This window comes from Sphaerisporangium sp. NPDC049002, assembly GCF_040649355.1.
Lineage (GTDB): Bacteria > Actinomycetota > Actinomycetes > Streptosporangiales > Streptosporangiaceae > Sphaerisporangium.
Genome location: NZ_JBEZFH010000025.1, coordinates 19068 through 43286 on the forward strand (window position 1 = coordinate 19068; position 24219 = coordinate 43286).

The following is a 24219-nucleotide window of genomic DNA, read 5'->3' on the forward strand; positions in this document are numbered from 1 at the left end:
TGAGGGGCTGGAGCCATCATGAGTGTTTCATAGATCGGAGGTGTGAGGCAGATAGGCGACGGAACGATGCAAACACGTGTCGAAACGCGGAAAAAGATCGGATGTTTGAGGGGTCTAGGGAGCGGAGAAGACGTGGTCGCTGATGAGCCGGGCGCCCCCGATGACCCCCGCGGTGTCCCCCAACTCGGAGAGCACGATGGGGAGGTTTCCGGTGGCCAGGGGCAGCGACCTCCGGTAGACGACACTCCTGATCTCCGCGAGTAGTACATGGCCCAGACGGGCCACTCCTCCCGCGATGATCACTAGGCCCGGATTGAAGAAGCTGACGAGGCTCGCGAGCACCTGTCCGGCCTGGCGGCCCCCGTCACGGATGAGCTGGATCGCGGCCGGGTCCCCCAGGGTCGCGGCGGCGGCCACGTCCTCGGCGGTGAGCCTTCCCACAGAGGCGAGGCGTTCTGCGAGGTAGGCCGACCGCGGAGCGATCCTGACCGCCTCCCTCGCGAGCGCCGCGCCGCCGAAGTAGGCCTCCAGGCACCCGGTGTTGCCGCACGTACAGGTCGGACCCTGGTCGTCGACCCGCATGTGGCCGATGTCGCCGGCGCTTCCGGAGACCCCCCGGTAGATCTTGCCGTCGACGACGATGCCGCAGCCGATGCCGGTGCCGATCTTGATGAGCAGGAAGTCGTCGACCTGCTTCGCCAGGCCGGCGTGGAGCTCGCCCAGCGCCATGAGGTTGACGTCGTTGTCGACCATGGCGGGGCAGCCGAGCTCCTGGCTGATCGCCTCCTTGACCGGGTAGCGATCCCAGCCGGGCATTATCGGCGGCGCCACGGGGACGCCCTCCCGGAAGCTCACAGGGCCGGGCACGCCGATTCCGACGCCGTGGAGCTGGGCGAACAGTCCCTGCTCGCGCAGCTTGCCGAGGAGCTCCATCGCCCGGTCGAGCACCGCGGCCGGTCCGATACGGACGTCGCAGGTCTCGCTGACGTGGCCGAGGACCTCCAGCTCGCCGTTGGTGACCGCGACGTCCACCGAGGTGGCGCCGATGTCGATGCCGACGAACCTCATGTGGGGCGACAGCCGGACCATGCCGGACCGCCTGCCCCCGCGTGAGGCGGCGAGCCCGGCCTGTTCGACCAGGCCCATCTCGATGAGGCGGTCGAGCTCCAGGTTGAGCTTCGAGCGGGAGAGCTCGACGACGTCCCCGAGCTCGGCTCGCGACCGGCCGCCGTCGCGCAGCAGGCGCAGCAGGGTCGCCTGGTGGACGTTGTCAGGCCGTACGGGCATTCGCTTCACAGAGCCTCCGGAATCGGAGTGATGTGAGGCTGAAGCTAGTTCACTTCCGCTGCTGCGGGAAGCCCTTTTCGATGACAATTCATAACTTTCGCCGTTATAAACGAAAGCCGGTGACGCACCTCACCCCAACGAAAAGAACCGCATGATCATCGCGTGAGCCACGCCGGGCTGCGATGATCATGCGGTTACGAGGGTGTTTCGCCTGATGGTTTCCTGTGCCGCCCGCGGCGGCATTCAGAGGGCGTCGCTCAGAGCATGGCCTTCATGGAGGCGGTGGCCTGCTCGCCGAGGGTGGTCGGCCGCACGTACGGCTCCTCGGTGAGGATCGCGTCCCAGTTGTCGCGGATCGCCTCGATGGTCAGGTCGTCGGAGCGCCAGCCCGGCCCCTCGGCCACGAACACACGGGCGACGCGCCCGGCGCCGACGCTGAAGACCTCGCCGGAGGTCTCGCAGCTCTCGTGCGCGAGGAAGGCGACCAGCGGGCTCACCCTGCCCGGGGTGAACCTCTCCTCGAACTCGGCGGGGAGCAGGGCCTCGGTCATCCGGGTCCAGGCGATCGGCGCGATGGCGTTGGCCTTGATGCCCGCGCGGGCGCCCTCGATGCCGAGGGTCTTGGTCAGCCCCACCAGCCCCATCTTGGCGGTGGAGTAGTTCGCCTGGCCGAAGTTGCCGAAAAGCCCGGCGGGCGAGGAGGTGTTGACGATGCGTCCGTAGCGCTGCTCCTTCATGTGCGGGAACGCCGCCCGGCTGACCAGGAACGACCCCCGCACGTGCACGGCGAGCACGGCGTCGAACTCCTCGACCGTCATCTTGCCCAGGGACTTGTCGCGCAGGATGCCGGCGTTGTTGACGAGGATGTCCACGCGGCCGAACGCGTCGCGGGCGGCCTGGATGATCGACTCGGCGCCCTCGGGCGTCGCCACGTCGCCGGCGTTGGCCACCGCCTCGCCGCCGTTCTTGACGATCAGTTCGACGACCTCGGCCGCGGGGCCCGTGGAGGCCCCGGTGCCGTCGAGCGACCCGCCGACGTCGTTGACGACGACCTTCGCGCCGCGCTCGGCGAGCAGGAGCGCGTGCGACCGGCCGAGCCCCTGACCCGCACCGGTGACGACCGCGACCTTCCCGTCGAACCTGAGTTCAGACATGCCGCCCACCCTTCGAGGAGAATAAGATTCTAGTGATCACAGAATAGCCTGCGGCGCCCGCGGCACCCAGGGCCGGTTCAGGACACGCCGTGTGACGTCGCGGATAGTGATCGGAAGAGTCAAATCCTGCTAGAGTTTCCGCCTCGCATGGGCGTGGGTCAGCGTCGACCCCTATCTCTACGGCCCCGCCCGGAACCCGGGCTGGAGGCCACGCATGCCCGCACAGCCGCCCCTCCGCGTCATCCAGTGGGCCACGGGCGCCGTCGGAAGCTATGCGCTTCGCAGCGTCATCGCCCGTCCCGAGTTCGAGCTCGCCGGCGTGCTCGTCTACGACCCCGACAAGGTCGGGCTGGACGCCGGGCCGCTGGTGGGGCTGCCCGACACGGGCGTCTACTGCGTCGACGACTTCGACGGCGTCATCGCCGCCGAGGCCGACTGCGTCCTGCACATGCCGCTCCCGGCCGCCTACTTCGGCGGCGACTACGCCGCCGACCTTGAGACGGTCTGCGCGCTCCTGGCCTCGGGCAAGAACGTCATCACGACCACCGGCTTCATCTATCCCCAGGTGTACGGCCCTGCGGTGGTCGATCGCCTGGAGGCCGCCTGCCGTGAGGGCGGCACCTCGGTGTACGGCACCGGGATCAACCCGGGGTTCATGAGCGACCTGCTCCCGCTGGCCCTCACCGGGCTGTCGACGCGGCTCGACCACATCTACGTGCGCGAGTCGTCCGACTTCCTCGGGCATCCGTCGCGGCAGATCGTCATGGACCTGATCGGGTTCGGCCGCGCGCCGAAGGACTACGCCGACGCCGTGCGTCCGTTCAGGAACGTCCAGCGGGCGCTGTTCTCCGAGAGCGTCCAGCTCGTCGCGAGCGCGCTCGACGTGCGGCTCGACGAGGTCGAGGAGACCGACGAGTACGAGCTGGCGACCGAGGAGTTCGAGATCACCGCCGGCGTCGTGCGGCCGGGCACGGTCTGCGCCTCACGGTGGATCTTCTCCGGGCTCGTCGGGGGGCGGCCGTTCATGACGGTGGAGTGCGTCTACAAGGCCGACGCCGCGAAGGTCGGGCGATGGCCCGCGCCGGGCTTCGCCATCCACATCGAGGGCCGGCCGCAGATGATGATCACGATCGACGAGGTCTCCCACGGGCTGGCGGGCGCCGCCGCGCACGCGGTCAACTCCATCGCCTCGGTCTGCGCGGCCCCGCCCGGCATCCGCACCCTGCTCGACCTCCCGCTCGCCACGGGCCGAGGCGCCACCCGCCTGGCCTGAGCGCCCGCGCGCCCGTACGGCCGGTGAGGCACGCGTCCGTACGGGCGGCGTGGTGCGGCGCGTCCGTACGGGCGGCGTGGTGCGGCGCGTCCGTACGGGCGGCGTGGTGCGGCGCGTCCGTACGGGCGGCCCGGTGCGGGGCGCGTCGGTACGGGCGGCGGTCAGGGCGGGGAGAGGTGCTTGACGATGTCGGCGACCTGGGCCTTCTGGGTGACGGCGACCTGCCGCGCGAGGGCGACGGTCCCGCGGTCCTTGCCCTCGTCGCGCGCCTTCTCGGCGAGCCTGACTCCGTAGTCGGTGTGCCGGGCGAGCGTCGTCAGCCAGAGCCGGTCGAAAGCCGGCCCCGACTTGCCCTTGAGGAGCAGGAGCTGGGCCGGGGACAGCATCCCCGGCATCTGGTGCTGGGGAGGATCGTCGGTGTCCGGCACCGTGAACTCCCACGCCCGGAGCGAGCGCGCCATCACGTCGATCTGGGCGGTCTCGTCGTCGATGATCCTTTTCGCCAGGCCCCTGACGTACACGTCCTGGCTGCGCTCCGGGACGAGCCGTGCCAGCGTGATCGACTGGCCGTAGTGCAGGATCATCTCCCGCGAGAAGAGCACGTCCGTCAGGTTGTACGGGATGTCGTAGGCGGCGGCCACCGGGACGGCCCGCCCGGGGGCCGAGGCGCAGCCGGTGACCCCCGGCATGGCCAGCGCCGCGACGAGGCCCATGGCCGCGACGCCGAGGTTCCCGCGCATCGGCTTCCCCTTCCCCGCGACGGCGTCCGGCGCCGGATCGGCCGGAGCGCGGAGGAGACCCGCGCTCCGTCGTTCCGGGATACGCGGATTTCGCCTGAAGCGTTCAGACCCGCCGCTGGGAAAGGTTCAGGAGTGCGGGGTGAAGCGGCCGAACCGGCCCTGGTGGTACAGCAGGGGACGGCCCGTCGTGTCTATCCCCGTGCCGGTCACCAGGCCGACCACCAGGATGTGGTCGCCGATCTCGACGGTCGTGTGCGGCGCGCAGACCAGATGGGCGGACACGCCGCTCAGCAGGGGCACGCCGCCGGGCCCCGGGCCCCACCGGGTCGGCTCGGCGAACCGGTCGACCCCCTTGCGCGCGAACCTCGACGCGAGCTCGGCCTGGTCGCTGGCGAGGACGTTGACGGCGAAGCTCTCCGCCTGCCGCAGCCAGGGCCAGGTCGTGGACGACTGGTCGACGTAGAACGAGACCAGCGGCGGGTTGAGGCTGACGGAGGAGAAGGAGGTCGCGGTCAGGCCGACCGGGACCCCCCCGGCCTGCGCCGTCACCACGACCACCCCGGCCGCGTGCACGGCCAGCGCCCGGCGGAAGCCCTCGCTGTCCACGGCCCGTTCCGAAAGTGTCTCGGTCATACCGTCGCGCCTTCTTTCAGCGCGATCTGGGGCACCACCCGGTCCGCCCACCGGCCCAGCACCTCCTCAGGAGCGGCGATCTCGGATTCGAGCAACGCCAGGCCGGGCGTCGGCACGTTCGCGCCCAGCTCCACCAGCAGCGGCCGCAGGTGGGTCTCGACCGCGAGCGCGTGCCGCGCGTCGCCCATCACCAGCACGGGCAGCGCGACCGTACCGGCCAGCGCCTGGGACGGCAGCCGGTCGAGGAAGACCTTGAGCAGGCCGGTGTAGGTGCCCTTGTACGTCGGACTGGCCACCAGAAGGACCTTCGCTCCCGCGACCTGCTGGAGCGCCTGCTGGACCTCGGCCGGGGGCTTCGGGTCCAGCAGGACCGGGGCCAGGGCGGCCAGGTCGACCACATCCCGCTTTCCTGGGTATTCGAGCCGCTCTGCCACCAGCCCGGCCGCGTGCTCCGCCGCCGTCCGCGTACGTGACCCTTCCCGCGGATTGCCTACCAACGTGACGAAACTCATCTGTCGCTCACCACTCTTCTCCCGGTTCCCGCGACGGCACCGGCCGCGTCGCGCCGATGCGAGGAGTGCTCAGAGATTGCCGCTGTCAGCTCGTGCGGAGACACTGGGCGCTGGTGACGTGGCCGAAGTCCACGTGCGCGCGCCTGGTCAGGGGGATCTGGCTCATGCTCGAAACCTACGTAGACCAAACCGTAATGTCAATATTCCCTACTGGTTTTCCCTGAAATACTAAATGTCCGGATACCAGAGGTCCGGCTCGCCCGCCACGCGGCGGAGACGGCCACGGGCCTCCAGGTAGACCAGGTGGGCGAGGGTCTCGTTGGTGGCGGCCCTGCGCATGAAGGCCGGGATGGTGTCCCAGGGCCGCGACCAGGTCAGCCGGGTCGTGACGTCCCAGCAGTCGGCCCCGTCGGCGCCCGAGACCGCCGACTCGATCTCCGCCAGCCGCTTCGCGTGGTGGGCCATGACGTAGTCCACCCGGTCGGCCAGCTCCAGGAAGCGGTACTCGTGGGCGGGCAGCACCTCGTCCACCTCGAAGTCCCTGACGGCCGCCAGGGCGTCGAGGTAGTCGGCGAGCGGGTCGGGCGCCGACTGCGGGTGGACGGCCACGATCGGGGTGATCCTCGCGAGCACGTGGTCCCCGGAGAACAGCACCCGGCGCGAGGGCGAGACGAAGCACAGGTGCCCGGGCGAGTGGCCGGGGGTCCATACGGCCCGCAGGTCCCAGCCGGGCAGGTCGAGCGTGGCGCCGTCCTCGATGAGCCGGTCGGGCGCGGCCATGGTCACGTACTGGCGGATCATCTTGGACGCCCCGCTCAGCTCGTCGAGCGTGAGCGGGGGCACGCCCGAGCGGGCCAGCAGCGCCCGCTCACGCGCGACCAGGGAGTCGATCGCCGACTCGTCGTAGCGGTCGCGCACCAGCGCCGCGTCCGCCGGATGCAGGCCGATCCACGCGCCCGACGCCTCGCGGACCCGGCCCGCGAGGCCGTAGTGGTCGGGGTGGATGTGGGTGACCAGCACCGCGCGCACGTCGGTCATCGCGTACCCGGCCACGGCGAGCCCGTCCACCAGGGCGGAGTAGGCCTCCTCGGTGTTCCAGCCCGCGTCGATGATCGCCACGCCGTCGGGCAGCTCCAGCGCGTACACGAGGACGTACCTGAGCGGGTTGATCGGGATGGGCACCGGGATCGACCACAGCCCGGGACGCACCTGTTCCACCTTCGGCATGGCCCCGCTCAGCCAGGCGTCCCGCTGCTCCTCGCTCGCCGGCGTGACCCTTCTGCCGGGCTCGGCCGCCTTCGTCGCGTCGCCCATGGCCGGTCCCGCCCCTCGATCGCTCATCCCCGCGCTCCCTTCGGCCTTCGACGCCTCGATTGTGCACCGGTCACCGAATGTTGTTCTACTCGGGGGGTGTCCCAGCGGACGGCAGCCGTACGTAAAGCAGGGCGGACACGAGCACGACGGCGGCGGCGGCCCACCAGGCGGCGGCCGTACCCGCCCGGGAGGCCAGCAGCCCGAGGCCCAGCGCGGAGACCATCCCTCCGAACTGCAACTGCAGCGAGTCGACGGACATCAGCGTGGCCCGCTGCGAGGAGCCGACCCTGCGGTGCATCATCTCCACGCGCAGCAGCCCGGCGACCCCCATGGCCGCGAACATCACCACGTAGGCGGCGCCCGCCGCGGCGACACCCCAGACTCCGGTCAGCACGGTCGTGGCCGCCAGGGTCCCGAGCGCTCCGGCTCCGGCCACCGTGCCCGCCACGGCCGCCGGGACCGATCCCTTGAGCACCCGCGCCGCCCACGGGGCCGCCCAGGACCCGAAGCCGCTGGCGGCGAACCCGGCGGAGGCGACGAGGGCGTACACCGAGCTTGCGGACTCCGCCCCTCCGGTCAGCGAGGCGAGCCTGCCCGGGGTCAGCACCTCGATCGAGTAGAGCCCCGCCCCGATCGCGAAGGACACCAGCAGCAGCCGGCCGAGCGCCCGGTCGCGAAGCCCCAGCCGGAGCCCGGACCCGATGGTGACGGCCACGTCACGCAGGACGAACCCGATCGTGGGCCGCGGATGGGGCGGCTCGGGCATGGCGACGAGGACGACGACGAAGAGCACGGCCGCCGCGACCGCCGCGGCGATCATCGGCGTGACGAGGCCCCCGGGCAGCACGAGCGGCATGAAGCCGCCGGTGAGCGTGGCCACGCAGAGCGACACCGACCCCATGGCCTCTCCCCTGGCCAGGCCGGGCTTGAGATCGGCCTCCGGCCCCCGCGCGGCGTGCAGCATGTCGACGTACCAGGCCTGGGCGGGCCCGCTGGACAGCGCGCGGGCGATCCCCTTGAGCACGGAGGCGACCGCGAACAGCCAGACCGAGGTGGCCACGGCCAGCAACGCCAGCCCGGCGACGCTGAAGAGGGCGGAGACGGCGAGCAGCACCCGCCGCCCGAGGACGTCGGCGAGGCCGCCGGTGGGGAGCTCAAGGGCCACGATGACGACCGCCTGGACGGACAGCACCATCCCCACCTGCGCGAGGTCCAGCCCCCGGGAGGTCATGAGCAAGATCATCGATGCCATCGTCAGGCCCGCGGGGAACCACGTCAGGAAGCTGATGAGGGCATAGCTCCGCATCGCCGTGCGCGGCGGGAGGACGTGGGAGGCTCCCGCGATGGCCGCCGTACGGGAAGCGGTGCCGGCGCCCTCGGACGGCCCCTCCGCGTGGTGGGGGGCGCTCATCCGCTGTACCCCCGTGTGGGGAAGGCCGCCATGTGCAGCGAGACCCGTTGAACTTCGGGACTGCCTGAATCGTGCGCCTCCAGCTCGCGGATCATGACCGCGAAGCTCTCGTACAGGAGCTTCACCGACGCGGGGGTGAGCCGGGCGATGTCGTCGGACATGCCCGCCGCTTCGACCCAGGCCGGCCCCCAGGACTCCCGCTCGCTCTCGAACCGCTCGCGGTCGTGGACCAGGACCTCGATCTGCCGGTCGCGCATGAACCCGGCCGCCTCCCGGCCCTCCGGGCTGCCGCCCAGCTCCAGCTCGCTCCACGACGTGTGGCTGTGGACGGACCGCCAGCGGCGCTCCCGCGCGTCCCGCTGCTCGGGGTCCTGCTCGACGAAGCCGTACCTGGCGAGCTGCCGCAGGTGGTAGCTCGTGGAGCCGGAGCTCTCCCCGAACCTCGCGGCCAGCTCGGTGGCCGTCGCCGGCCCTTCGACACGGAGGGCGCCGAGCAACCGCACCCGCAGCGGGTGCGCCACCGCCTTGAGCGCCTGGGGATCGCTCACACGGTAGGTGTCCGGAGATTTGCTCATATGTCAAAGATAACTTTGCAAAACCATATTTGCAAAGAGTTGTTTGTGATACCAGCGAGTGAAACTTTCATGGCGCGAGCGCCCCCCGAAACCCCGCGCAGCACGGCGACGGGCACAAGCCTCACCGGGGCGGCGCGGCCGGGCGCACGGGCCGCGATCATCCATTGACGCCCGCCGGACCCGTTGGAACCATGCGGGGACCGTTGTCTGGGAGCGCTCCCATGCAGCGCTCCAATCCATGACTTCCTGGGGAAATCGCGTGATCAGACCATCCCGGCGGTGGGCGGCCTCGCTCGCCGTCACCGCGGCGGCCACCCTGGCTGTGTCCGCTACGTCCGCTCTGTCCGCCCCGGCCGCCAGCGCGTCCGGTACAACGACCGCATCCACCCCGGCCGTGAGCGCGCTCGCGGAGGGCCCCGAGCAGATCGTCAACGGGACCTTCGACAGCGGCAGCGACCCCTGGTGGCACACCGCCAACCTGACCTTCGACACCAGCGGCGGGCGGCTGTGCGCCGACGTCCCCGGTGGCACCGTCAACCCATGGGACGTCATCATCGGCCAGGACGACATCCCCCTGGTCAAGGACGAGACCTACGCGTTCAGCCTCTACGGGTCCGCCGACCCCTCGAAGGTCGGCCGGGCGCTGGTGCAGCTCCCCGTCGACCCGTACACGGCGTACCTGACCGCCAACCCCGAGCTCGGCCCCGGCGGCGCCACCTACACCTACACGTTCACCTCGCCGGTCGACCTCCCGAACGCCCAGGTGGCGTTCCAGATCGGCGGCAGCGCCACGCCGTGGCGGTTCTGCGTGGACGATGTCTCCCTCAAGGGCGGGGCCGAGCGCGAGGTCTACAAGCCCGACACCGGCCCGAGGGTCCGCGTGAACCAGGTGGCCTACCTTCGCAAGGGCCCGAAGAACGCGACCGTGGTGACCGACGCCACGACGGCCCTTCCCTGGCGCCTCAACGACGGCGGCGGCCACGTCGTCGCCTCCGGGAGCACCGCGCCGCGCGGCGTGGACGCCAGCTCGGGGCAGAACGTCCACTCGATCGACTTCGGGTCGTACACCAAGGCGGGCACCGGCTACACGCTCTCGGCGGACGGCGAGACCAGCCGGCCGTTCGACATCGGCGGGGCCGCCTACGAGCAGCTCGGCACGGACGCGCTGAAGTTCTACTACCCGCAGCGCAGCGGCATCGAGATCCTCGACGGCCCGCGGCCCGGATACGCCAGGCCCGCCGGGCACGCCGGAGTCGCCCCGAACCAGGGTGACACCAACGTGCCCTGTCAGCCGGGGGTCTGTGACTACTCCCTGGACGTCTCCGGCGGCTGGTACGACGCGGGCGACCACGGGAAGTACGTCGTGAACGGCGGCATCTCGGTCGCCCAGCTCATGGGCGAGTTCGAGCGCACCAAGAACGCCGCGACGGCCAGGCCGCAGACGGACGGCACGCTGGCCGTCCCCGAGAGCGGCAACGGCGTCCCCGACATCCTCGACGAGGCCCGCTGGGAGCAGGAGTTCCTGCTCAAGATGCAGGTCCCCGACGGCAAGCCGTTCGCGGGCATGGCACACCACAAGATCCACGACCAGAACTGGACCGGCCTGCCGCTGCTCCCCCACCTGGACGCCCAGAAGCGCGAGCTGCACCCGGTGTCCACGGCCGCGACGCTCAACCTCGCCGCCACCGCCGCCCAGGCCGCCCGCCTGTACGCCCCGTACGACGCGGCGTTCGCGGCCAGGAACCTGACCGCCGCCCGCAAGGCCTGGACGGCCGCCAAGGCGAACCCCGCCAAGCTCGCCTCCCCCTCGGACGGCACCGGCGGCGGGACCTACGACGACGCCGACGTCAGCGACGAGTTCTACTGGGCCGCCGCCGAGCTCTACATCACCACGGGCGAGAAGGAGTTCAAGGACTACGTGCTGGCCTCGCCGAAGCACACCGCCGACGTCTGGGGCCCGAAGGGCTTCGACTGGGGCAACGTCGCCCCGCTCGGCCGTCTCGACCTCGCCACCGTGCCCAACGGCCTGCCCGGCCGCGACCAGGTGCGCCAGTCCGTGGTCCAGGGGGCCGACAAGTACGTCGCCGCGCTCGCCGCGCACCCGTACGGCCTGCCGTACGACGCGACGAGCTACGACTGGGGCTCCAACAGCCAGATCCTGAACACCATGATCGTGATGGCCTCGGCGTACGACATCACCGGCACCCAGAAGTACCGGGACGGGGTGCTCCAGGGCATCGACTACATCTTCGGCCGCAACGCCCTGAACCAGTCGTACGTCACCGGCTACGGCGAGGTGGCCTCGCACAACCAGCACAGCCGGTGGTACTCCCACCAGCTCGACGCCACCCTGCCGAACCCGCCCAAGGGCACCCTCGCGGGCGGCCCCAACTCCGGCATCCAGGACCCGCTCGCCGCCGAGAAGCTCAAGGACTGCAAGCCGCAGTTCTGCTACATCGACGACATCAACTCCTGGGCGACCAACGAGCTGACGATCAACTGGAACTCGCCGCTGTCGTGGATCTCGGCGTTCGTCGCCGGCCAGGGCGACGGAACGGTGAAGGCCCCCGGGAAGTGCCAGGTGACCTACACGACGCACGGGGAGTGGCCCTCCGGGTTCACCACCCAGGTCACGGTCAAGAACACCGGCACGGCCACGATCGACGGCTGGACGCTGAAGTGGGCCTTCCTCGGCGGCCAGAAGACCGACGGCTTCTGGAGCGCCGACTTCACCCAGAGCGGCGCGACGGTGACCGCGAAGAACCTCGACTGGAACGCCAAGATCAAGCCGGGGCAGTCGGTGACGTTCGGCTTCAACGGCAAGAGCGCCCCCGGCGCCAACCCGGCTCCGGAGCTTTTCACCCTCAACGGCGCCGCCTGCGCCTGATCCGCTGAAGGGCACAAGGGCCGGCCGCCCCGGGGGGCCGGCCCTTTGTGGTGCCCTGAGGCCCCCGGCCCCGGTTAGGGTATGCCGCATGATCGAAGGCATCTGGATCGACGAGGCGGTCACCGACCTGCGGCCGGACTTCAGGGTGCTGGTCATCGGCGCGTACGGCCTGCGCAACGGGCCATCCGACGACCACTCCCGGGGCTGGCTGGCCGAGGCGGCGGCGGAGGCCGTACGGCCAGACGACGACAAGATCGTCGCCTGGCAGGACGCCTACCGCGCCTTCGGCGCCAAGCCGCAGCGCACCCGCCCGTCGGTGGACGCCCTGGTGCGCCGGGTGCCGCCCCCCGAGATCAACCTCGTCGTGGACGCGTACAACGCGGTCAGCATCCGCCACGCGCTGCCCATCGGCGGCGAGGACCTCGCTCACTACGAGGGCACGGCGAGGCTCGTACGCGCGGCCGGCGACGAGCCGTTCGACGCGATCGAGAAGGGCGAGGCGGTCATCGACCACCCGGAGATCGGCGAGGTGGTCTGGAGGGACGACCGGGGGATCACCTGCCGCCGGTGGAACTGGCGCCAGTGCGTACGCACCCGCATCACCGAGAGCACCGTGGACGCGCTCTTCCTGCTCGAACGGCTCGCGCCGATGTCGCTGGAGGAGCTCTCGGCGGCCGGGGAGGAGCTGGCCGGGCTGCTCAGGGAGATCAGCCCCGAGGTCCGCGTCGAGGCGCGCCTGGTGGGCCCGGCCGCGTAGGGAGGGGCTCGACTGGTGGGCCGGCCGTGCGGGAGAGCGCAGGTAAGCATGGCCTCACCCCCCGGACGGGCTACCCGGGCGTGACCAGTTTGAACGGTCCTGGGATGATCGGGCGGTGAGCCGGGCCGAGACCGCACACGCCACTTATTTGGGCGAGTAGCCTTGGACAGGTTCTCTAATCAACAACGCCGATCTGCGGAAGAGGGCGATTTCCGCCGTGTCGTCTGAGTCGTCGCGGACAAACCCACTCACCAACTTTGGTCAGAACGAGTGGCTTGTCGACGAGCTGTACCAGAAGTATCTCCAGGACCCGGAGTCTGTCGACCGTGCCTGGTGGAACTTCTTCGCTGACTACAACCCCGAATCCGGTACGAGCCGCACGTCGGCACCGGGGGGGTCCAACGGCGCGACGGCAGACGCCGCTCCTGGGACCACCACGGCACCGACGCCCAAGCAGGCTCCCCCGGTGGAGGCCGCACCCAAGGCCGCCAAGGCGACGACTCCGGCACCGAGCCCGCAGGCCGAGAAGGCCAAGCCCGCGGCGGCCCCCTCGGGCGCCGAGGAGGTCCGCCTGCGTGGCGCGGCCGCGCGCACGGCGGCCAACATGGATCTCAGCCTGGCGGTCCCCACGGCCACCAGCGTGCGGGTGGTACCGGCGAAGCTGCTCATCGACAACCGAATCGTGATCAACAACCACCTGTCGCGCGGTCGCGGCGGCAAGGTGTCGTTCACCCACCTCATCGGCTACGCGATCGTCAAGGCGCTCGCGTCGATGCCGGACATGAACTACTCCTACGCCGAGGTCGACGGCAAGCCGACGCTGGTCAAGCCCGAGCACGTCGGCCTGGGCCTCGCGATCGACGTGCAGAAGAGCGACGGCACCCGCCAGCTCCTCGTGCCGTCGATCAAGGGCGCCGAGTCGATGGACTTCCGCCAGTTCTGGACGGCCTACGAGGACATCGTCCGCAAGGCCCGCGGCGGCAAGCTCGGTGTCGACGACTTCGCCGGCACCACCATCAGCCTCACCAACCCCGGCACGATCGGCACCGTGCACTCGGTCCCGCGCCTCATGCAGGGGCAGGGCACGATCATCGGCGTCGGCGCGATGGAGTACCCCGCCGAGTACCAGGGCGCCTCCACCGAGACGCTCAACCGGCTCGCGGTGAGCAAGGTCATGACGCTCACGAGCACCTATGACCACCGCATCATCCAGGGCGCCCAGTCGGGTGACTTCCTCCGCCGCATCCACCAGCTCCTGCTGGGCGAGGAGGGTTTCTACGACGAGATCTTCCAGGCGCTGCGGATCCCCTACGAGCCGGTCCGCTGGGTCAAGGACATCTCGGCCACCCACGACGACGACGTGGCCAAGTCGGCCCGCGTCATCGAGCTGGTCCACGCCTACCGCGTGCGCGGCCACCTCATGGCCGACACCGACCCGCTTGAGTACAACCAGCGCAAGCACCCCGACCTCGACATCAAGTCCCACGGCCTCACCTTGTGGGACCTTGAGCGCGAGTTCGCCACGGGCGGCTTCGGCGGCAAGCCGCTGATGAAGCTCCGCGACATCCTGGGCGTGCTGCGCGACTCCTACTGCCGCACGGTCGGCATCGAGTACATGCACATCCAGAACCCCGAGGAGCGGGCCTGGATCCAGTCGCGGGTCGAGAAGCCGCACGCCCGGCCGAGCCGGGAGGAGCAGCTCCACATCCTGCGCCGCCTCAACACCTCCGAGGCGTTCGAGACGTTCCTGCAGACCAAGTACGTCGGGCAGAAGCGCTTCTCGCTGGAGGGCGGCGAGTCGCTGATCCCGCTGCTCGACTCGGTGATCAGCTCCGCGGCCGACGAGCAGCTCGACGAGGTCGTGATCGGCATGGCCCACCGCGGCCGCCTCAACGTCCTCGCCAACATCGTCGGCAAGTCGTACGCCCAGGTGTTCGGCGAGTTCGAGGGCAACCTCGACCCGCGCAGCGCCCACGGCTCCGGTGACGTGAAGTACCACCTCGGCGCCTCAGGCGACTTCACCGCCCCCGGCGGCAACAAGATCGCGACGTCGGTCGTGGCCAACCCCTCGCACCTGGAGGCCGTCGACCCGGTCACCGAAGGCGTCGTCCGGGCCAAGCAGGACCTCTTGGAGCGCGGCGAGGAGGGCTTCACCGTCCTTCCCGTGCTCGTGCACGGCGACGCGGCCTTCGCGGGCCAGGGCGTGGTGGCCGAGACGCTGCACCTCTCGCAGCTTCGCGGCTACCGCACCGGTGGCACGGTGCACGTCGTGGTCAACAACCAGGTCGGCTTCACCACCTCGCCGGCCTCGTCGCGGTCCAGCGTGTACGCCACCGACGTGGCCCGCATGATCCAGGCGCCGATCTTCCACGTCAACGGCGACGACCCCGAGGCCGTCGTGCGGGTGGGCCGGCTGGCCTACGAGTACCGCCAGACGTTCCGCAAGGACGTGGTGATCGACCTGGTCTGCTACCGCCGCCGCGGCCACAACGAGACCGACAACCCGAGCTTCACCCAGCCGCTGATGTACGACCTGATCGACGCCAAGCGGTCCATCCGGAAGCTCTACACCGAGGCGCTGATCGGCCGTGGCGACATCACGGTCGACGAGGCCGAGCAGGCGCTCCGCGACTACCAGGAGCAGCTTGAGCGGGCCTTCACCGAGACCCGAGAGGCCGGCAAGAGGCCTCTGGAGCCCGGTGCGGTCGTCAAGCCGGCCCCTGACGAGGTAGTGCCGTGGTCGCACGACGACACGGCGTCGGCCATCACCGAGGAGACGGTGAAGCGGGTCGTCGAGACCCAGCTGAACCTCCCCGAGGGCTTCACGGTCCACCCGCGCCTGTCCCCGCTGCTGCAGCGCCGCGGTCAGATGGTCACCGAGGACGCCATCGACTGGGCCATGGGCGAGACCCTGGCCTTCGGCTCGCTGCTGATCGACGGCCATCCGGTCCGCCTCGTCGGGCAGGACTCCCGCCGTGGCACCTTCGGCCAGCGGCACGCCGTGCTGGTCGACCGGGTCACCGGTGAGGACCACACGCCGCTGAAGTCGTTCAACGAGGGCACCACGAAGTTCTACGTCTACGACTCCCTGCTGTCGGAGTTCGCGGCGATGGGCTTCGAGTACGGCTACAGCGTCGTACGGCCGGACGCCCTGGTCGCCTGGGAGGCGCAGTTCGGCGACTTCGCCAACGGCGCCCAGTCGATCATCGACGAGTTCATCTCGGCGGGCGAGCAGAAGTGGGGCCAGCGCTCTTCAGTGGTCCTGCTGCTGCCGCACGGCTACGAGGGCCAGGGTCCCGACCACTCCTCCGCCCGCATCGAGCGGTTCCTCCAGATGTGCGCGCTGGACAACATGACGGTGGCGCAGCCGACCACCCCGGCGAACTACTTCCACCTGCTCCGCTGGCAGGTGCTGTCGGGCCGTCACAAGCCGCTGATCGTCTTCACGCCGAAGTCGCTGCTGCGGCTCAGGGCTGCGGCCTCGGCGACCGCCGAGTTCACCTCCGGCGCGTTCCGCCCGGTGATCGGCGACTCGACCGTCGACCCGTCGAACGTCAGGCGCGTGGTGCTCTGCTCCGGCAGGGTCTACTACGACCTGGCGGCGGCCCGCGACAAGCAGGAGCGCACGGACGTGGCGATCGTGCGGCTGGAGCGGCTCTACCCGTTCCCGGCCGAGGAGCTGCGGGCCGAGCTCTCCCGCTACAGCCTGGACACCGAGCTGGTCTGGGCGCAGGACGAGCCGATCAACATGGGCCCGTGGCCCTATCTCGCCCTGAAGCTCACCGAGGACCCCGAGGTCCTGGGAGGCCGTGGCCTGCGCCGGGTGTCACGTCCGGCCAACTCGTCGCCCGCGGTCGGCTCGCACGCCGCCCACGACGCCGAGTTGGAGCAGATCACCACCGCCAGCCTCGGCTGACAGCCGGTTTCACGTAAGAAGGAAGTCCCCCACAGGGTGGTTCTGTGGGGGACTTCCTCATATGTCCTGCTATGTCATGGAGATGTGATGTATTTCACTGATAAGGGAATCGAAGAGCTCGTAGAGCGGCGGGGCGAGGAGGAGGTCGCCATGACGTGGCTGGCCGAGCGCCTTCGCGAGTTCGTCGACCTGAACCCCGAGTTCGAGACGCCCGTGGAGCGCCTCGCCACCTGGCTCGCCCGGCTCGACGACCAGGACGACGACTGATCCAGGGTATCGTCGGCCACAAAACGCGATACATCTTGACTTTCCGAAGACGAGATATATCGTGTTATCTGGAAGCTAGCCGATAAGAGCCGTCGAAGGGCGAGACCATGCCCAAATGGACCATCGAGAAGCCCGAGCAACTCACGTTCGGCGCAGTGAGCGCGTTGAGCGTGCGCATCGTGGCGGGCCGCCTGGCCGTGCTGGCGAGCGACGGGCCACCCAGCCTGGAAGTCAGCGACATCGGGACACCCCCGCTCATGGTCGAGCACGATGAGAACGGCCGCCTCACCGTGGCGTACAAGGACCTGACCTGGGACGGCATCCTCGGCTGGCTGCGGCCGGGGCGGCGCGAGACCACGCTGACGCTCACGGTCCCGAAGGACTGCCCGGTCCAGGCGGGGGTGATCTCCGCCTCGGCGGTGGTCGCCGGGTTCGAGAGGCACACCAACGTCAAGAGCGTCTCCGGTGAGATCGTGCTCGACGGCGTCAGCGGCGAGATCGAGGCCGAGACGGTGTCCGGCGCGGTCGAGAGCAGGGGGCTCGCCGGAGATCTCGCGTTCACGAGCGTGGCGGGCGAGCTGACCGTCGCGGGCGGGACCCCGCGCCGCCTGCGCGCCAACACGGTCTCCGGCCGCATCACCGCCGACCTGGAGCTCCCGCCGACCGGCCACGTCACCCTGCACAGCGTGTCCGGCGCCATCCTCGTACGGCTGCCGCACTCGGTCGACACCGACGTGCACCTGCGCTCGACGTCGGGCCGGCTGCACAGCGCGTTCTCCGGCCTCGACAACTCCAACCGCCCGGGGGCCAAGTCCGTGTCCGGCCGCATCGGCGGGGGGATGGCCTCCCTGTCGGCCACCACCGTGTCGGCCGACGTCACGCTTCTGAGGAGAGACCAGTGAGCCCGGTTTTCGCCCATGGAAGGCTCCGGCTGTACTTGCTGAAGCTGCTGGAGGAGAGCCCGCGACACGGCTACGAGGTGATCAGGCTCCTTCAGGACCGCTTCCTCGGCGTGTACTCCCCCTCGCCCGGAACGATCTACCCCCGGCTGGCCCGCCTGGAGGAAGAGGGCCTGGTCACCCACGAGGTCGTGGAGGGCAAGAAGGTCTTCACGATCACCGACAAGGGCAGGGCCGAGCTGGCGGCCCGCATGGACGAGCTGGCCGATCTGGAACAGGAGATCTCCCAGTCGATCCGCGACATCGCCCGCGAGGTCAAGGAGGACGTACGCGACACCGTGCGGTCCCTGCGCGACGAGCTCACCCAGGCGGCCCGTGACGTGCGCCAGGGCTCCAAGGAGGAGCAGCGCCAGGCCAAGGACGACCTCCGCGCCGTCAAGGACGACTACCGTCAGGCCTGGCGCGACCAGAAGCAGGCATGGCAGGAGCAGAAGCAGGAGTTCCAGCGCCAGAAGCAAGCCTGGAAGGACGAGGGCCAGCGCTGGAAGCACGACTGGCTGCGAGGCGTGTGGGGCGACACCTGGCAGGGCCGGGGCTCGCGCGACCATGACGCCGAGCTGGGGCGGATGCTGGCCGAGTTCGTCGAGGAGGTCCGTGGCGCGGCGGCGGCGTCCTCGGTGACCGAGGAGGCTCTGGCGACCGCTCACGACGCGCTCTACGAAGCGGCCGTCCGAATCCGCTCCGCGCTCCGATGATGATCGCACTGGGAAGCCCACCCGCCGCGCAGCCGCTCACCACCGGCGGGTCGCTTCCCTGACCGTCCGCTGATCCGTCCGTCCGCTGATCCGTCCGGTCAGTCCCCTGGTTCGGCCGGTTTCCCGGCTCGGTCAGTTTTCGGTCGTCGTGAAGACGATCTTCCCGAAGACGTCGCCCTGGTGGAGCGCCGCGAAACCCTCGTCGGCGCGGGTCAGCGGCACGACCCGGTCCACGACGGGACGTACGCCGGTCTGCTCCAGGAACGTGGCGAGCCGTCCGAGCTGGTCGCGCGTCCCCATGGTCGAGCCGACCACCGAGAGCTGGAGGAAGAAGACCCGGTTGAGGTCGGCCGGCGGCACCGCGCCGCTCGTGGCGCCCGAGACGACGATCCGGCCGCCGGGACGCAGCGACTTGAGCGAGTGGTCCCAGGTGGCCTGCCCGACCGTCTCCATCACGGCGTCCACCCGCTCGGGAAGCCGGGAACCCGGTGCGAACACCTGGTCGGCGCCGAGCTCAAGGGCCCTGGCGCGCTTCTCCTCAGATCGGCTCGTCGCCCATACGCGGTAGCCGCCCGCCCGGCCGAGGGCGATGAGCGCGGTGGCCACCCCGCCGCCGGCCCCCTGGACGAGCACGGTCGACCCCGGCTCCAGCCCCGCCTTGTCGAACAGCATCCGGTAGGCGGTCAGCCATGCGGTCGGCAGGCACGCCGCCTCCTCGAAAGAGAGCGCGGCGGGCTTGGGCACGAGGTTCCGGCGCGGCACCGCGACCCTCTCGGCGAACGTGCCGTCGTAGGTCTCCGACAGCAGCGAGCGCTTGGGGTCCAGGGTCTCGTCCCCGTTGACGGGGGTGCCGATCACCGAGTGGACGACGACCTCGTTGCCGTCCTCGTCGACCCCGGCGGCGTCGCAGCCGAGGACGATGGGCAGCCGGTCCTGGCGGATGCCGACCCCCTTGAGCGTCCAGAGGTCGTGGTGGTTGAGGGCCGCGGCCCTGACGGTGACCGTGGTCCAGCCCTCGGGGACCTTGGGCTCAGCGTGCTCACCGAGCGTGAGCCCGGCGAGAGGGGTGTCAGGGTCGGTACGTGTGCACGTTACGGCGAACATGGCGGAACCCTATCCCCGTGCCCCGGACCGCCCTGGTGTGCCCACCCTCTCCAGGGCGCGACATCCATCCCGGACGCCGGATAAACCGCACGTATCAGTGCAAATTCACGAATAGCGCCCCTTGGTCGCATTGGAATTCGTAGCGCGTGATGAACCACGCCCACGGCGGTTACCGGAGCAAGCCGCAATTTTGGTCAAACCACCGCACAGCGGTCCGACGACACGCCGATACCTAAATAAATGCGAGCGCCCGAGCTGAATCACTGAAGCTCTCAGACGGACTTTTGCCCCGACGCGCTTTCCCCGCCCTCACAGGGCTTCCGGCCTGCACAACCCCGGGACGCCTGCCCGACTTATCACGATAAAAGGCCGAGTAGTTACCTTATATTTTTTGCAATTAACTCGCTGCTAGCGCGAATCTCCCGCATGTCGGACAACGGTATTGAGGTCGACCATGCGTAGGGTCGGACATGCAGGCGCGCCAGCATCGAGGTGCTCCTTTACTTTGAACTGCAAAAAGAAAAGGACCGCTTTATGATAGACGTCGGTCACCCTCGGTCTCTACAACGTAATGTCGGTCGTTCATGGCTGACCGCAGCTCTCACGGGCGCCCTCGCGATGGGCGCACTCGTCGCGATACCAGGTAGCGCGAGCGCGAACCAGGCGCCGCAGAACCTCGGCAAGGCAGCATCCCTGCTTCCCGCCGCGCCCGTGAAGACAGGGTTCGTCGTCACCGTACGACGGGCCATCGCGACCACCGTGACACTGACCTCGTCGCAGAACCCGGCCAAGAAGGGAAACTCGGTCACCTTCACCGCAACGGTGACGGCGACCGGCACCAACATCCTTCCCACAGGCACCGTCGTGTTCCGTGACGGCTCGAAGGATGTCGGCACGGCCCAGCTCGAAGGAGTCGCCCAGGCGACCTTCTCCACGTCGAGCCTCGACGTGGCCTCGCACAACGTCACCGCCTTCTACCAGGGCAACGCCTCCTTCGACCCCAGCACCTCGCAGGTGCTGATCCAGAAGGTCGAGGAAATCGAGAAGAAGGAAGCCAAGAACGACGACGACGACGATGACGATCCTGCGATCGTCACCCACCGCGACGACAACCTGGAGCGCCGCTGCCGCCACTTCAGGAACGACGACGAAGAGGGGGCTGACGAAGGCGGCATCACCACCGACCAGCACAGCAAGGCGCGGGAAGACCTCCGCCGTCGCTGCCACAGGTTCTGGCACAGGCAGGACAACGATTTCACGACCCTGATCGACAGGGGCATCCGCCGTCACGTCGAGGGCCACTACGACAGGGGCGGCGGCCACCGCGAGTTCTGGGACTCCAGGCGCCACCGCTGGATCCCGGAGCACAAGGAGCACTACCGGAAGCCGCACAAGCACCACAAGGTGCACAGGCCGGTCGTGCAGCATTTCGCCGTCACCGGTTGATCCACCGGCCCGGCGTCAAAGAGGGCCCGCCCGATCCGCTTGGGCGGGCCCTCAGGCTCATCTTCAGCCGCGACAACCACCGAGAGTGCCGCGAGCCCTCGGGTCCGGGACACCCTTGCCCCGGCTCCAGCCGCCAGGACCAGGCCCCCCTGCGCCCCGGCTCCGACCGCCGGATCAAGGGCTCATCCCTCTGGCCACAGCCCGCCGGGGCCGGACGCTCCGTCCCTGGCTCCAGCAGCCGGATCCGGGACCGCTCTTGTGACCCTCACCAGCGAACCGCCGGGCGGCATCCTCTTCCTCCCCTTGGCCGACGCTCAGCTTGGCCGAAGCTCACCGTCATCCCTCGAACCGCGATAAGCGATTGCCTGTATTTCCGGGGGCCTCATGTACGTTCGCCATCGATCCACGCGCACCACCGTCACGATCGTCGCGGTGGTCACCGCGGCGCTCGCGGGCCTCGTCATGCTCGTGATCTTCACCAACAGGAAGGTCGACCACGAGCTGGCGAAGCCACCGGCTCCACCGGCCAAACCCGCGGTCCCGGTCAAGGTGAGCCGCAAGCAACTGGCCGCCCTCCCGCTCTCGACGACGTGGACGAAGGTCGCCAAGGCGGAACCCGACCCGCAGCCCTTCGCCGCCAGCGACGGGCTGATCGTGCACCCGAAGGCTTCCAAGGTCGTGTACGCCGAGCCGGGTGGCCCGCCGATCGCGGTGGTTCCGGCGTCCCAGCTGGACAACCCCACCTGGCTACCGGTGATCGAGTCGCGGCCGGAATGGATGCGCGTGCTCCTCCCGAGCAGGCCCAACGGTTCCACAGGCTGGATCCACACCGGCGACGGCCAGATCAAGCAGACATACAGCCCCTACCAGGTGCGCATCAACCTGACCGCGCGGCGGCTGACCCTGCTGAAGGGAGGACAGGAGACCGGGTCGTGGCCCGTGGCGATCGGCACCAAGGAGACGCCCACGCCGCTCGGCCGTACCTTCCTGCTCGCCTCGCTCTCCCCGCCCGAGGTCACCTACAGCCCGGTGATCCTTCCGTTGGGCATGCACTCGGAGAAGCTGCAGACCTACGACGGCGGCCCCGGCACGGTCGGCCTGCACGGCTGGCCCGACAAGAGCGCCTTCGGCCAGGCCGTCTCGCACGGCTGCGTCCGCCTTCCGAAGGACGGCCTGGACGCGGTCTCCCACATCCCCCTCGGCACCTTGATCATCATCACCCAGTAGTCCGTGCCGTCACGGCGGTCACCGGGTCGCGACGGCCCGGCGGTAGGCGCCCGGCGTCACCCCGAAGCAGCGGGCGAACCAGCGGGTGAGGTGACTCTGATCGGTGAACCCGGTCATCGCGGCGATCTCCGCGAGCGAGTGCCCCTGGACGAGCAGCCGCCGGGCCGTACGCAACCTGAGCTGCCGCTGGTAGTCGCTGGGCGCCATGCCGTACGCCGCCTGGAACGACCGGTACACCGCGAACCGGCTACGCCCGGCGGCCGCGGCCAGGTCACTCGCGGAAATCCCCCCGTCGTCGCCGTCATGCAACAACTCCCGCACAACCCGCGCCGTCCCGCCCCCCGCCCCGGTACGCACCCCCATACGCGGATCGACACTCACCCCGGCACTCGAACCGACACTCGGACCGTCACTCGCCCCAAGGCCCGGACCAGCACTCGGGCCCAGGCTCGGCCGGCCGCTCATACCCGCGCCGCGCACACCTGCCCTTCCACCTGCCCCATCGAGATCCGGCACCCATGCGCCCGCCCGCCTGGCCATGGCCACCACCACGGTGTCGAGCAGTTCGTCGCGGCGCAGGGGTGTCGCGACTCCCAGCAGTGCCTCGTGGAGCCCGCGGAGAGATCTGGCCAGCTCGGCGTCGGGCACCACGGGTTCGGTGAACAGGGGCAACCCGACCACGCGCTCGGCCGCCTCGCTCAACACGTTCGCCACCAGGTCAGGCCCGATGTGCACCATGCGGTACGTGAAGCCCAGCTTGTCGGTCGCGTGCCCGTCATGGGGATCGTCGGGATTGAAGACCATGACCATGCCCGCCGCACTCGTATGGGCCGAACCCCGGCAGGTGAAGCTCTGCGCCCCCTCCTCGGTGAACCCGAAGGAGTACGTCTCGTGGCTGTGCCGGTGGTAGACGTGCCGCTCGAAGTGCGCGTGCATCGCCTCCAGCGGCCGGTCAGGCGAACGCCAGTACCGCGACCAGTCCCCTCCCATCCCCCCATTCTCACCCCCTCGACCGACCCGACCCCTCCACCCGAAGCACGCCCACGACCCAAGGAGCCCTCACATGCCGAAGGGGCCCGATCTCCTGATCGGGCCCCTTCCCGGATGCCGCCCCTTCACTCCGGCCGATGACCGGCGTGCTCAGAAGGAGTAGACAGGTCCCGCGCCGACGCGGAGAAGGCACAGGTTGCCGAAAGTGTGCCCCACTTACCCCGGCTGCGTCCCACATTTCGCCGACGACCGGCGACACCGGCTCGGAGACCTGCGGGCAGACCGTCCTCGGCAAGGCGTTCAGCTCGCCGGGGTCGCCCCCGTCGCGGTCACCTGCTCCCCGGGTACCGCCGCAGCCTTGACCTCATCCGCCGCAGGCTTGGCCTCCTCCGCGGGCACGGCGGCAGCCTTAACCTCCGCCGCAGGCTTGCCCTCCGCCGCGGGCTCCTCCGCGGGCTCCGCCGCGGGCACGGCCGCCGGCTGGGCCTCCACCGCAGGCACGTTCGCCGGCTTGGTCTCCTCCGCAGGCTTGGTCTCCGCCGCAGGCACGGCCGCCGGCTGGGCCTCCACCGCAGGCACGATCGCCGGCTTAGCCTCCTCCGCAGGCTTGGCCTCCTCCGCAGGCTTGGCCTCCTCCGCAGGCTTGGCCTCCTCCGCAGGCTTGGCCTCCTCCGCAGGCTTGGCCTCCTCCGCGGGCTTGAGCTCCGGTGCCAGCACAATGGCCGGCTGAGCTTTCGCCCCCGGCACCGCTGCGGGCTGAGCCTCAGCCGCGGGCACGGCCGCCGGCTGCGCCGGGTCCGTGCCGATCGCCTCCTGCTGAGAGCTCGCTCCCGTGGTGTTCCCCTCCTGAGGCTCCAGGCTCGAACCCGCAGGCGGCGGCTCATTGATCGAACTTGCGTTCGCGGTCGACGATCCGACGGCGGCAGCCGTACCGAGGGCCAGGGCCAGGCAGCCGAGACCAGTGAGAAGACGTCGCATGTGAATCCCCCGATTACCTAGGACGTTTGAGCGACGGCCAGCCTGCCGCCCCCGTACACCCAGATCAAGGACCGACGCTCCGCGTTCCAGGGAG

The 24219-nt window shown here is 69.9% G+C and carries 20 protein-coding genes; 9 read left to right on the top strand and 11 right to left on the bottom strand.

Annotation, left to right across the window (positions count from 1 at the left end; translation table 11 throughout):
* Window positions 1-114: 114 nt before the first annotated feature.
* Window positions 115-1287, bottom strand: a complete 1173-nt coding sequence (locus AB0B89_RS08290; RefSeq protein ID WP_358549982.1) for an ROK family transcriptional regulator — start codon at window positions 1285-1287, stop codon at window positions 115-117.
* A gap of 257 nt (window positions 1288-1544) precedes the next feature.
* Window positions 1545-2441, bottom strand: coding sequence for an SDR family NAD(P)-dependent oxidoreductase (locus AB0B89_RS08295; protein ID WP_358549927.1), 897 nt, complete (start codon window positions 2439-2441; stop codon window positions 1545-1547).
* Between the two features lie 214 nt (window positions 2442-2655).
* Here AB0B89_RS08295 and AB0B89_RS08300 point away from each other — a divergent pair, with 214 nt between their 5' ends.
* Window positions 2656-3714, top strand: a complete 1059-nt coding sequence (locus tag AB0B89_RS08300; protein ID WP_358549929.1) for a dihydrodipicolinate reductase — start codon at window positions 2656-2658, stop codon at window positions 3712-3714.
* A 161-nt stretch (window positions 3715-3875) separates the two neighbouring features.
* On the opposite strand, the gene AB0B89_RS08305 is transcribed toward AB0B89_RS08300, so the two are convergent.
* The 6 genes from AB0B89_RS08305 to AB0B89_RS08330 all read right to left on the bottom strand — a co-directional run bounded on the left by AB0B89_RS08305 (window position 3876) and on the right by AB0B89_RS08330 (window position 8899).
* Entirely contained in the window at window positions 3876-4454 is a 579-nt protein-coding gene (locus AB0B89_RS08305) for a DUF305 domain-containing protein (protein ID WP_358549931.1), read from the bottom strand.
* A 126-nt stretch (window positions 4455-4580) separates the two neighbouring features.
* On the bottom strand, window positions 4581-5087 hold the full coding sequence (locus AB0B89_RS08310) for a flavin reductase family protein (RefSeq protein ID WP_358549933.1): 507 nt from the start codon (window positions 5085-5087) through the stop codon (window positions 4581-4583).
* Window positions 5084-5599, bottom strand: coding sequence for an NAD(P)H-dependent oxidoreductase (locus tag AB0B89_RS08315; RefSeq protein WP_358549935.1), 516 nt, complete (start codon window positions 5597-5599; stop codon window positions 5084-5086). The genes AB0B89_RS08310 and AB0B89_RS08315 overlap by 4 nt, the downstream gene beginning before the upstream one ends.
* A gap of 228 nt (window positions 5600-5827) precedes the next feature.
* A complete protein-coding gene (locus AB0B89_RS08320) occupies window positions 5828-6940 on the bottom strand; it encodes an MBL fold metallo-hydrolase (RefSeq protein ID WP_358549937.1) in 1113 nt (370 codons plus the stop codon).
* A gap of 58 nt (window positions 6941-6998) precedes the next feature.
* On the bottom strand, window positions 6999-8324 hold the full coding sequence (locus tag AB0B89_RS08325; RefSeq protein ID WP_358549939.1) for an MFS transporter: 1326 nt from the start codon (window positions 8322-8324) through the stop codon (window positions 6999-7001).
* A complete protein-coding gene (locus AB0B89_RS08330; RefSeq protein WP_358549941.1) occupies window positions 8321-8899 on the bottom strand; it encodes a helix-turn-helix domain-containing protein in 579 nt (192 codons plus the stop codon). The genes AB0B89_RS08325 and AB0B89_RS08330 overlap by 4 nt, the downstream gene beginning before the upstream one ends.
* A 259-nt stretch (window positions 8900-9158) precedes the next feature.
* Between AB0B89_RS08330 and AB0B89_RS08335 the strand changes: the two genes are divergently transcribed.
* The 6 genes from AB0B89_RS08335 (at window position 9159) to AB0B89_RS08360 (ending at window position 18380) form a co-directional block, all read left to right on the top strand.
* On the top strand, window positions 9159-11786 hold the full coding sequence (locus AB0B89_RS08335) for a glycoside hydrolase family 9 protein (protein WP_358549943.1): 2628 nt from the start codon (window positions 9159-9161) through the stop codon (window positions 11784-11786).
* A gap of 88 nt (window positions 11787-11874) precedes the next feature.
* On the top strand, window positions 11875-12543 hold the full coding sequence (locus AB0B89_RS08340; RefSeq protein WP_358549945.1) for a phenylalanine--tRNA ligase beta subunit-related protein: 669 nt from the start codon (window positions 11875-11877) through the stop codon (window positions 12541-12543).
* Between the two features lie 217 nt (window positions 12544-12760).
* Entirely contained in the window at window positions 12761-16459 is a 3699-nt protein-coding gene (locus AB0B89_RS08345; protein WP_358549947.1) for a multifunctional oxoglutarate decarboxylase/oxoglutarate dehydrogenase thiamine pyrophosphate-binding subunit/dihydrolipoyllysine-residue succinyltransferase subunit, read from the top strand.
* An 87-nt stretch (window positions 16460-16546) separates the two neighbouring features.
* A complete protein-coding gene (locus AB0B89_RS08350; RefSeq protein WP_358549949.1) occupies window positions 16547-16726 on the top strand; it encodes a DUF6104 family protein in 180 nt (59 codons plus the stop codon).
* Between the two features lie 107 nt (window positions 16727-16833).
* Entirely contained in the window at window positions 16834-17628 is a 795-nt protein-coding gene (locus AB0B89_RS08355; protein WP_358549951.1) for a DUF4097 family beta strand repeat-containing protein, read from the top strand.
* Complete coding sequence (locus AB0B89_RS08360; protein WP_358549954.1) at window positions 17625-18380, top strand: helix-turn-helix transcriptional regulator; 756 nt, start codon at window positions 17625-17627, stop codon at window positions 18378-18380. Before AB0B89_RS08355 ends, AB0B89_RS08360 begins: the two co-directional genes overlap by 4 nt.
* A 132-nt stretch (window positions 18381-18512) precedes the next feature.
* On the opposite strand, the gene AB0B89_RS08365 is transcribed toward AB0B89_RS08360, so the two are convergent.
* A complete protein-coding gene (locus AB0B89_RS08365) occupies window positions 18513-19484 on the bottom strand; it encodes a zinc-binding dehydrogenase (protein ID WP_358549956.1) in 972 nt (323 codons plus the stop codon).
* A gap of 618 nt (window positions 19485-20102) precedes the next feature.
* On the opposite strand from AB0B89_RS08365, the gene AB0B89_RS08370 reads away from it, so the two are divergent.
* Together AB0B89_RS08370 and AB0B89_RS08375 are read left to right on the top strand one after the other, a co-directional pair.
* On the top strand, window positions 20103-20930 hold the full coding sequence (locus tag AB0B89_RS08370) for an Ig-like domain-containing protein (protein ID WP_358549958.1): 828 nt from the start codon (window positions 20103-20105) through the stop codon (window positions 20928-20930).
* A 384-nt stretch (window positions 20931-21314) separates the two neighbouring features.
* Window positions 21315-22157 (top strand): L,D-transpeptidase, encoded by an 843-nt coding sequence (locus AB0B89_RS08375; RefSeq protein WP_358549960.1) that lies wholly within the window; start codon window positions 21315-21317, stop codon window positions 22155-22157.
* Between the two features lie 18 nt (window positions 22158-22175).
* On the opposite strand, the gene AB0B89_RS08380 is transcribed toward AB0B89_RS08375, so the two are convergent.
* Entirely contained in the window at window positions 22176-23147 is a 972-nt protein-coding gene (locus AB0B89_RS08380; protein ID WP_358549962.1) for an AraC family transcriptional regulator, read from the bottom strand.
* Window positions 23148-23447: 300 nt separating this feature from the next.
* Window positions 23448-24125: a hypothetical protein gene (locus AB0B89_RS08385; protein ID WP_358549964.1), complete on the bottom strand. Its 678-nt coding sequence runs from the start codon at window positions 24123-24125 to the stop codon at window positions 23448-23450.
* Window positions 24126-24219: the final 94 nt, after the last annotated feature.

Bases quoted from the DNA above. Each gene is read 5' to 3' on its own strand.
- AB0B89_RS08290 (WP_358549982.1), bottom strand. From the start codon at position 1,287: ATGCCCGTACGGCCTGACAACGTCCACCAGGCGACCCTGCTGCGCCTG.
- AB0B89_RS08295 (WP_358549927.1), bottom strand. From the start codon at position 2,441: ATGTCTGAACTCAGGTTCGACGGGAAGGTCGCGGTCGTCACCGGTGCG.
- AB0B89_RS08300 (WP_358549929.1), top strand. From the start codon at position 2,656: ATGCCCGCACAGCCGCCCCTCCGCGTCATCCAGTGGGCCACGGGCGCC.
- AB0B89_RS08305 (WP_358549931.1), bottom strand. From the start codon at position 4,454: ATGCGCGGGAACCTCGGCGTCGCGGCCATGGGCCTCGTCGCGGCGCTG.
- AB0B89_RS08310 (WP_358549933.1), bottom strand. From the start codon at position 5,087: ATGACCGAGACACTTTCGGAACGGGCCGTGGACAGCGAGGGCTTCCGC.
- AB0B89_RS08315 (WP_358549935.1), bottom strand. From the start codon at position 5,599: ATGAGTTTCGTCACGTTGGTAGGCAATCCGCGGGAAGGGTCACGTACG.
- AB0B89_RS08320 (WP_358549937.1), bottom strand. From the start codon at position 6,940: ATGAGCGATCGAGGGGCGGGACCGGCCATGGGCGACGCGACGAAGGCG.
- AB0B89_RS08325 (WP_358549939.1), bottom strand. From the start codon at position 8,324: ATGAGCGCCCCCCACCACGCGGAGGGGCCGTCCGAGGGCGCCGGCACC.
- AB0B89_RS08330 (WP_358549941.1), bottom strand. From the start codon at position 8,899: ATGAGCAAATCTCCGGACACCTACCGTGTGAGCGATCCCCAGGCGCTC.
- AB0B89_RS08340 (WP_358549945.1), top strand. From the start codon at position 11,875: ATGATCGAAGGCATCTGGATCGACGAGGCGGTCACCGACCTGCGGCCG.
- AB0B89_RS08350 (WP_358549949.1), top strand. From the start codon at position 16,547: ATGTATTTCACTGATAAGGGAATCGAAGAGCTCGTAGAGCGGCGGGGC.
- AB0B89_RS08355 (WP_358549951.1), top strand. From the start codon at position 16,834: ATGCCCAAATGGACCATCGAGAAGCCCGAGCAACTCACGTTCGGCGCA.
- AB0B89_RS08365 (WP_358549956.1), bottom strand. From the start codon at position 19,484: ATGTTCGCCGTAACGTGCACACGTACCGACCCTGACACCCCTCTCGCC.
- AB0B89_RS08370 (WP_358549958.1), top strand. From the start codon at position 20,103: ATGGGCGCACTCGTCGCGATACCAGGTAGCGCGAGCGCGAACCAGGCG.
- AB0B89_RS08375 (WP_358549960.1), top strand. From the start codon at position 21,315: ATGTACGTTCGCCATCGATCCACGCGCACCACCGTCACGATCGTCGCG.
- AB0B89_RS08380 (WP_358549962.1), bottom strand. From the start codon at position 23,147: ATGGGAGGGGACTGGTCGCGGTACTGGCGTTCGCCTGACCGGCCGCTG.
- AB0B89_RS08385 (WP_358549964.1), bottom strand. From the start codon at position 24,125: ATGCGACGTCTTCTCACTGGTCTCGGCTGCCTGGCCCTGGCCCTCGGT.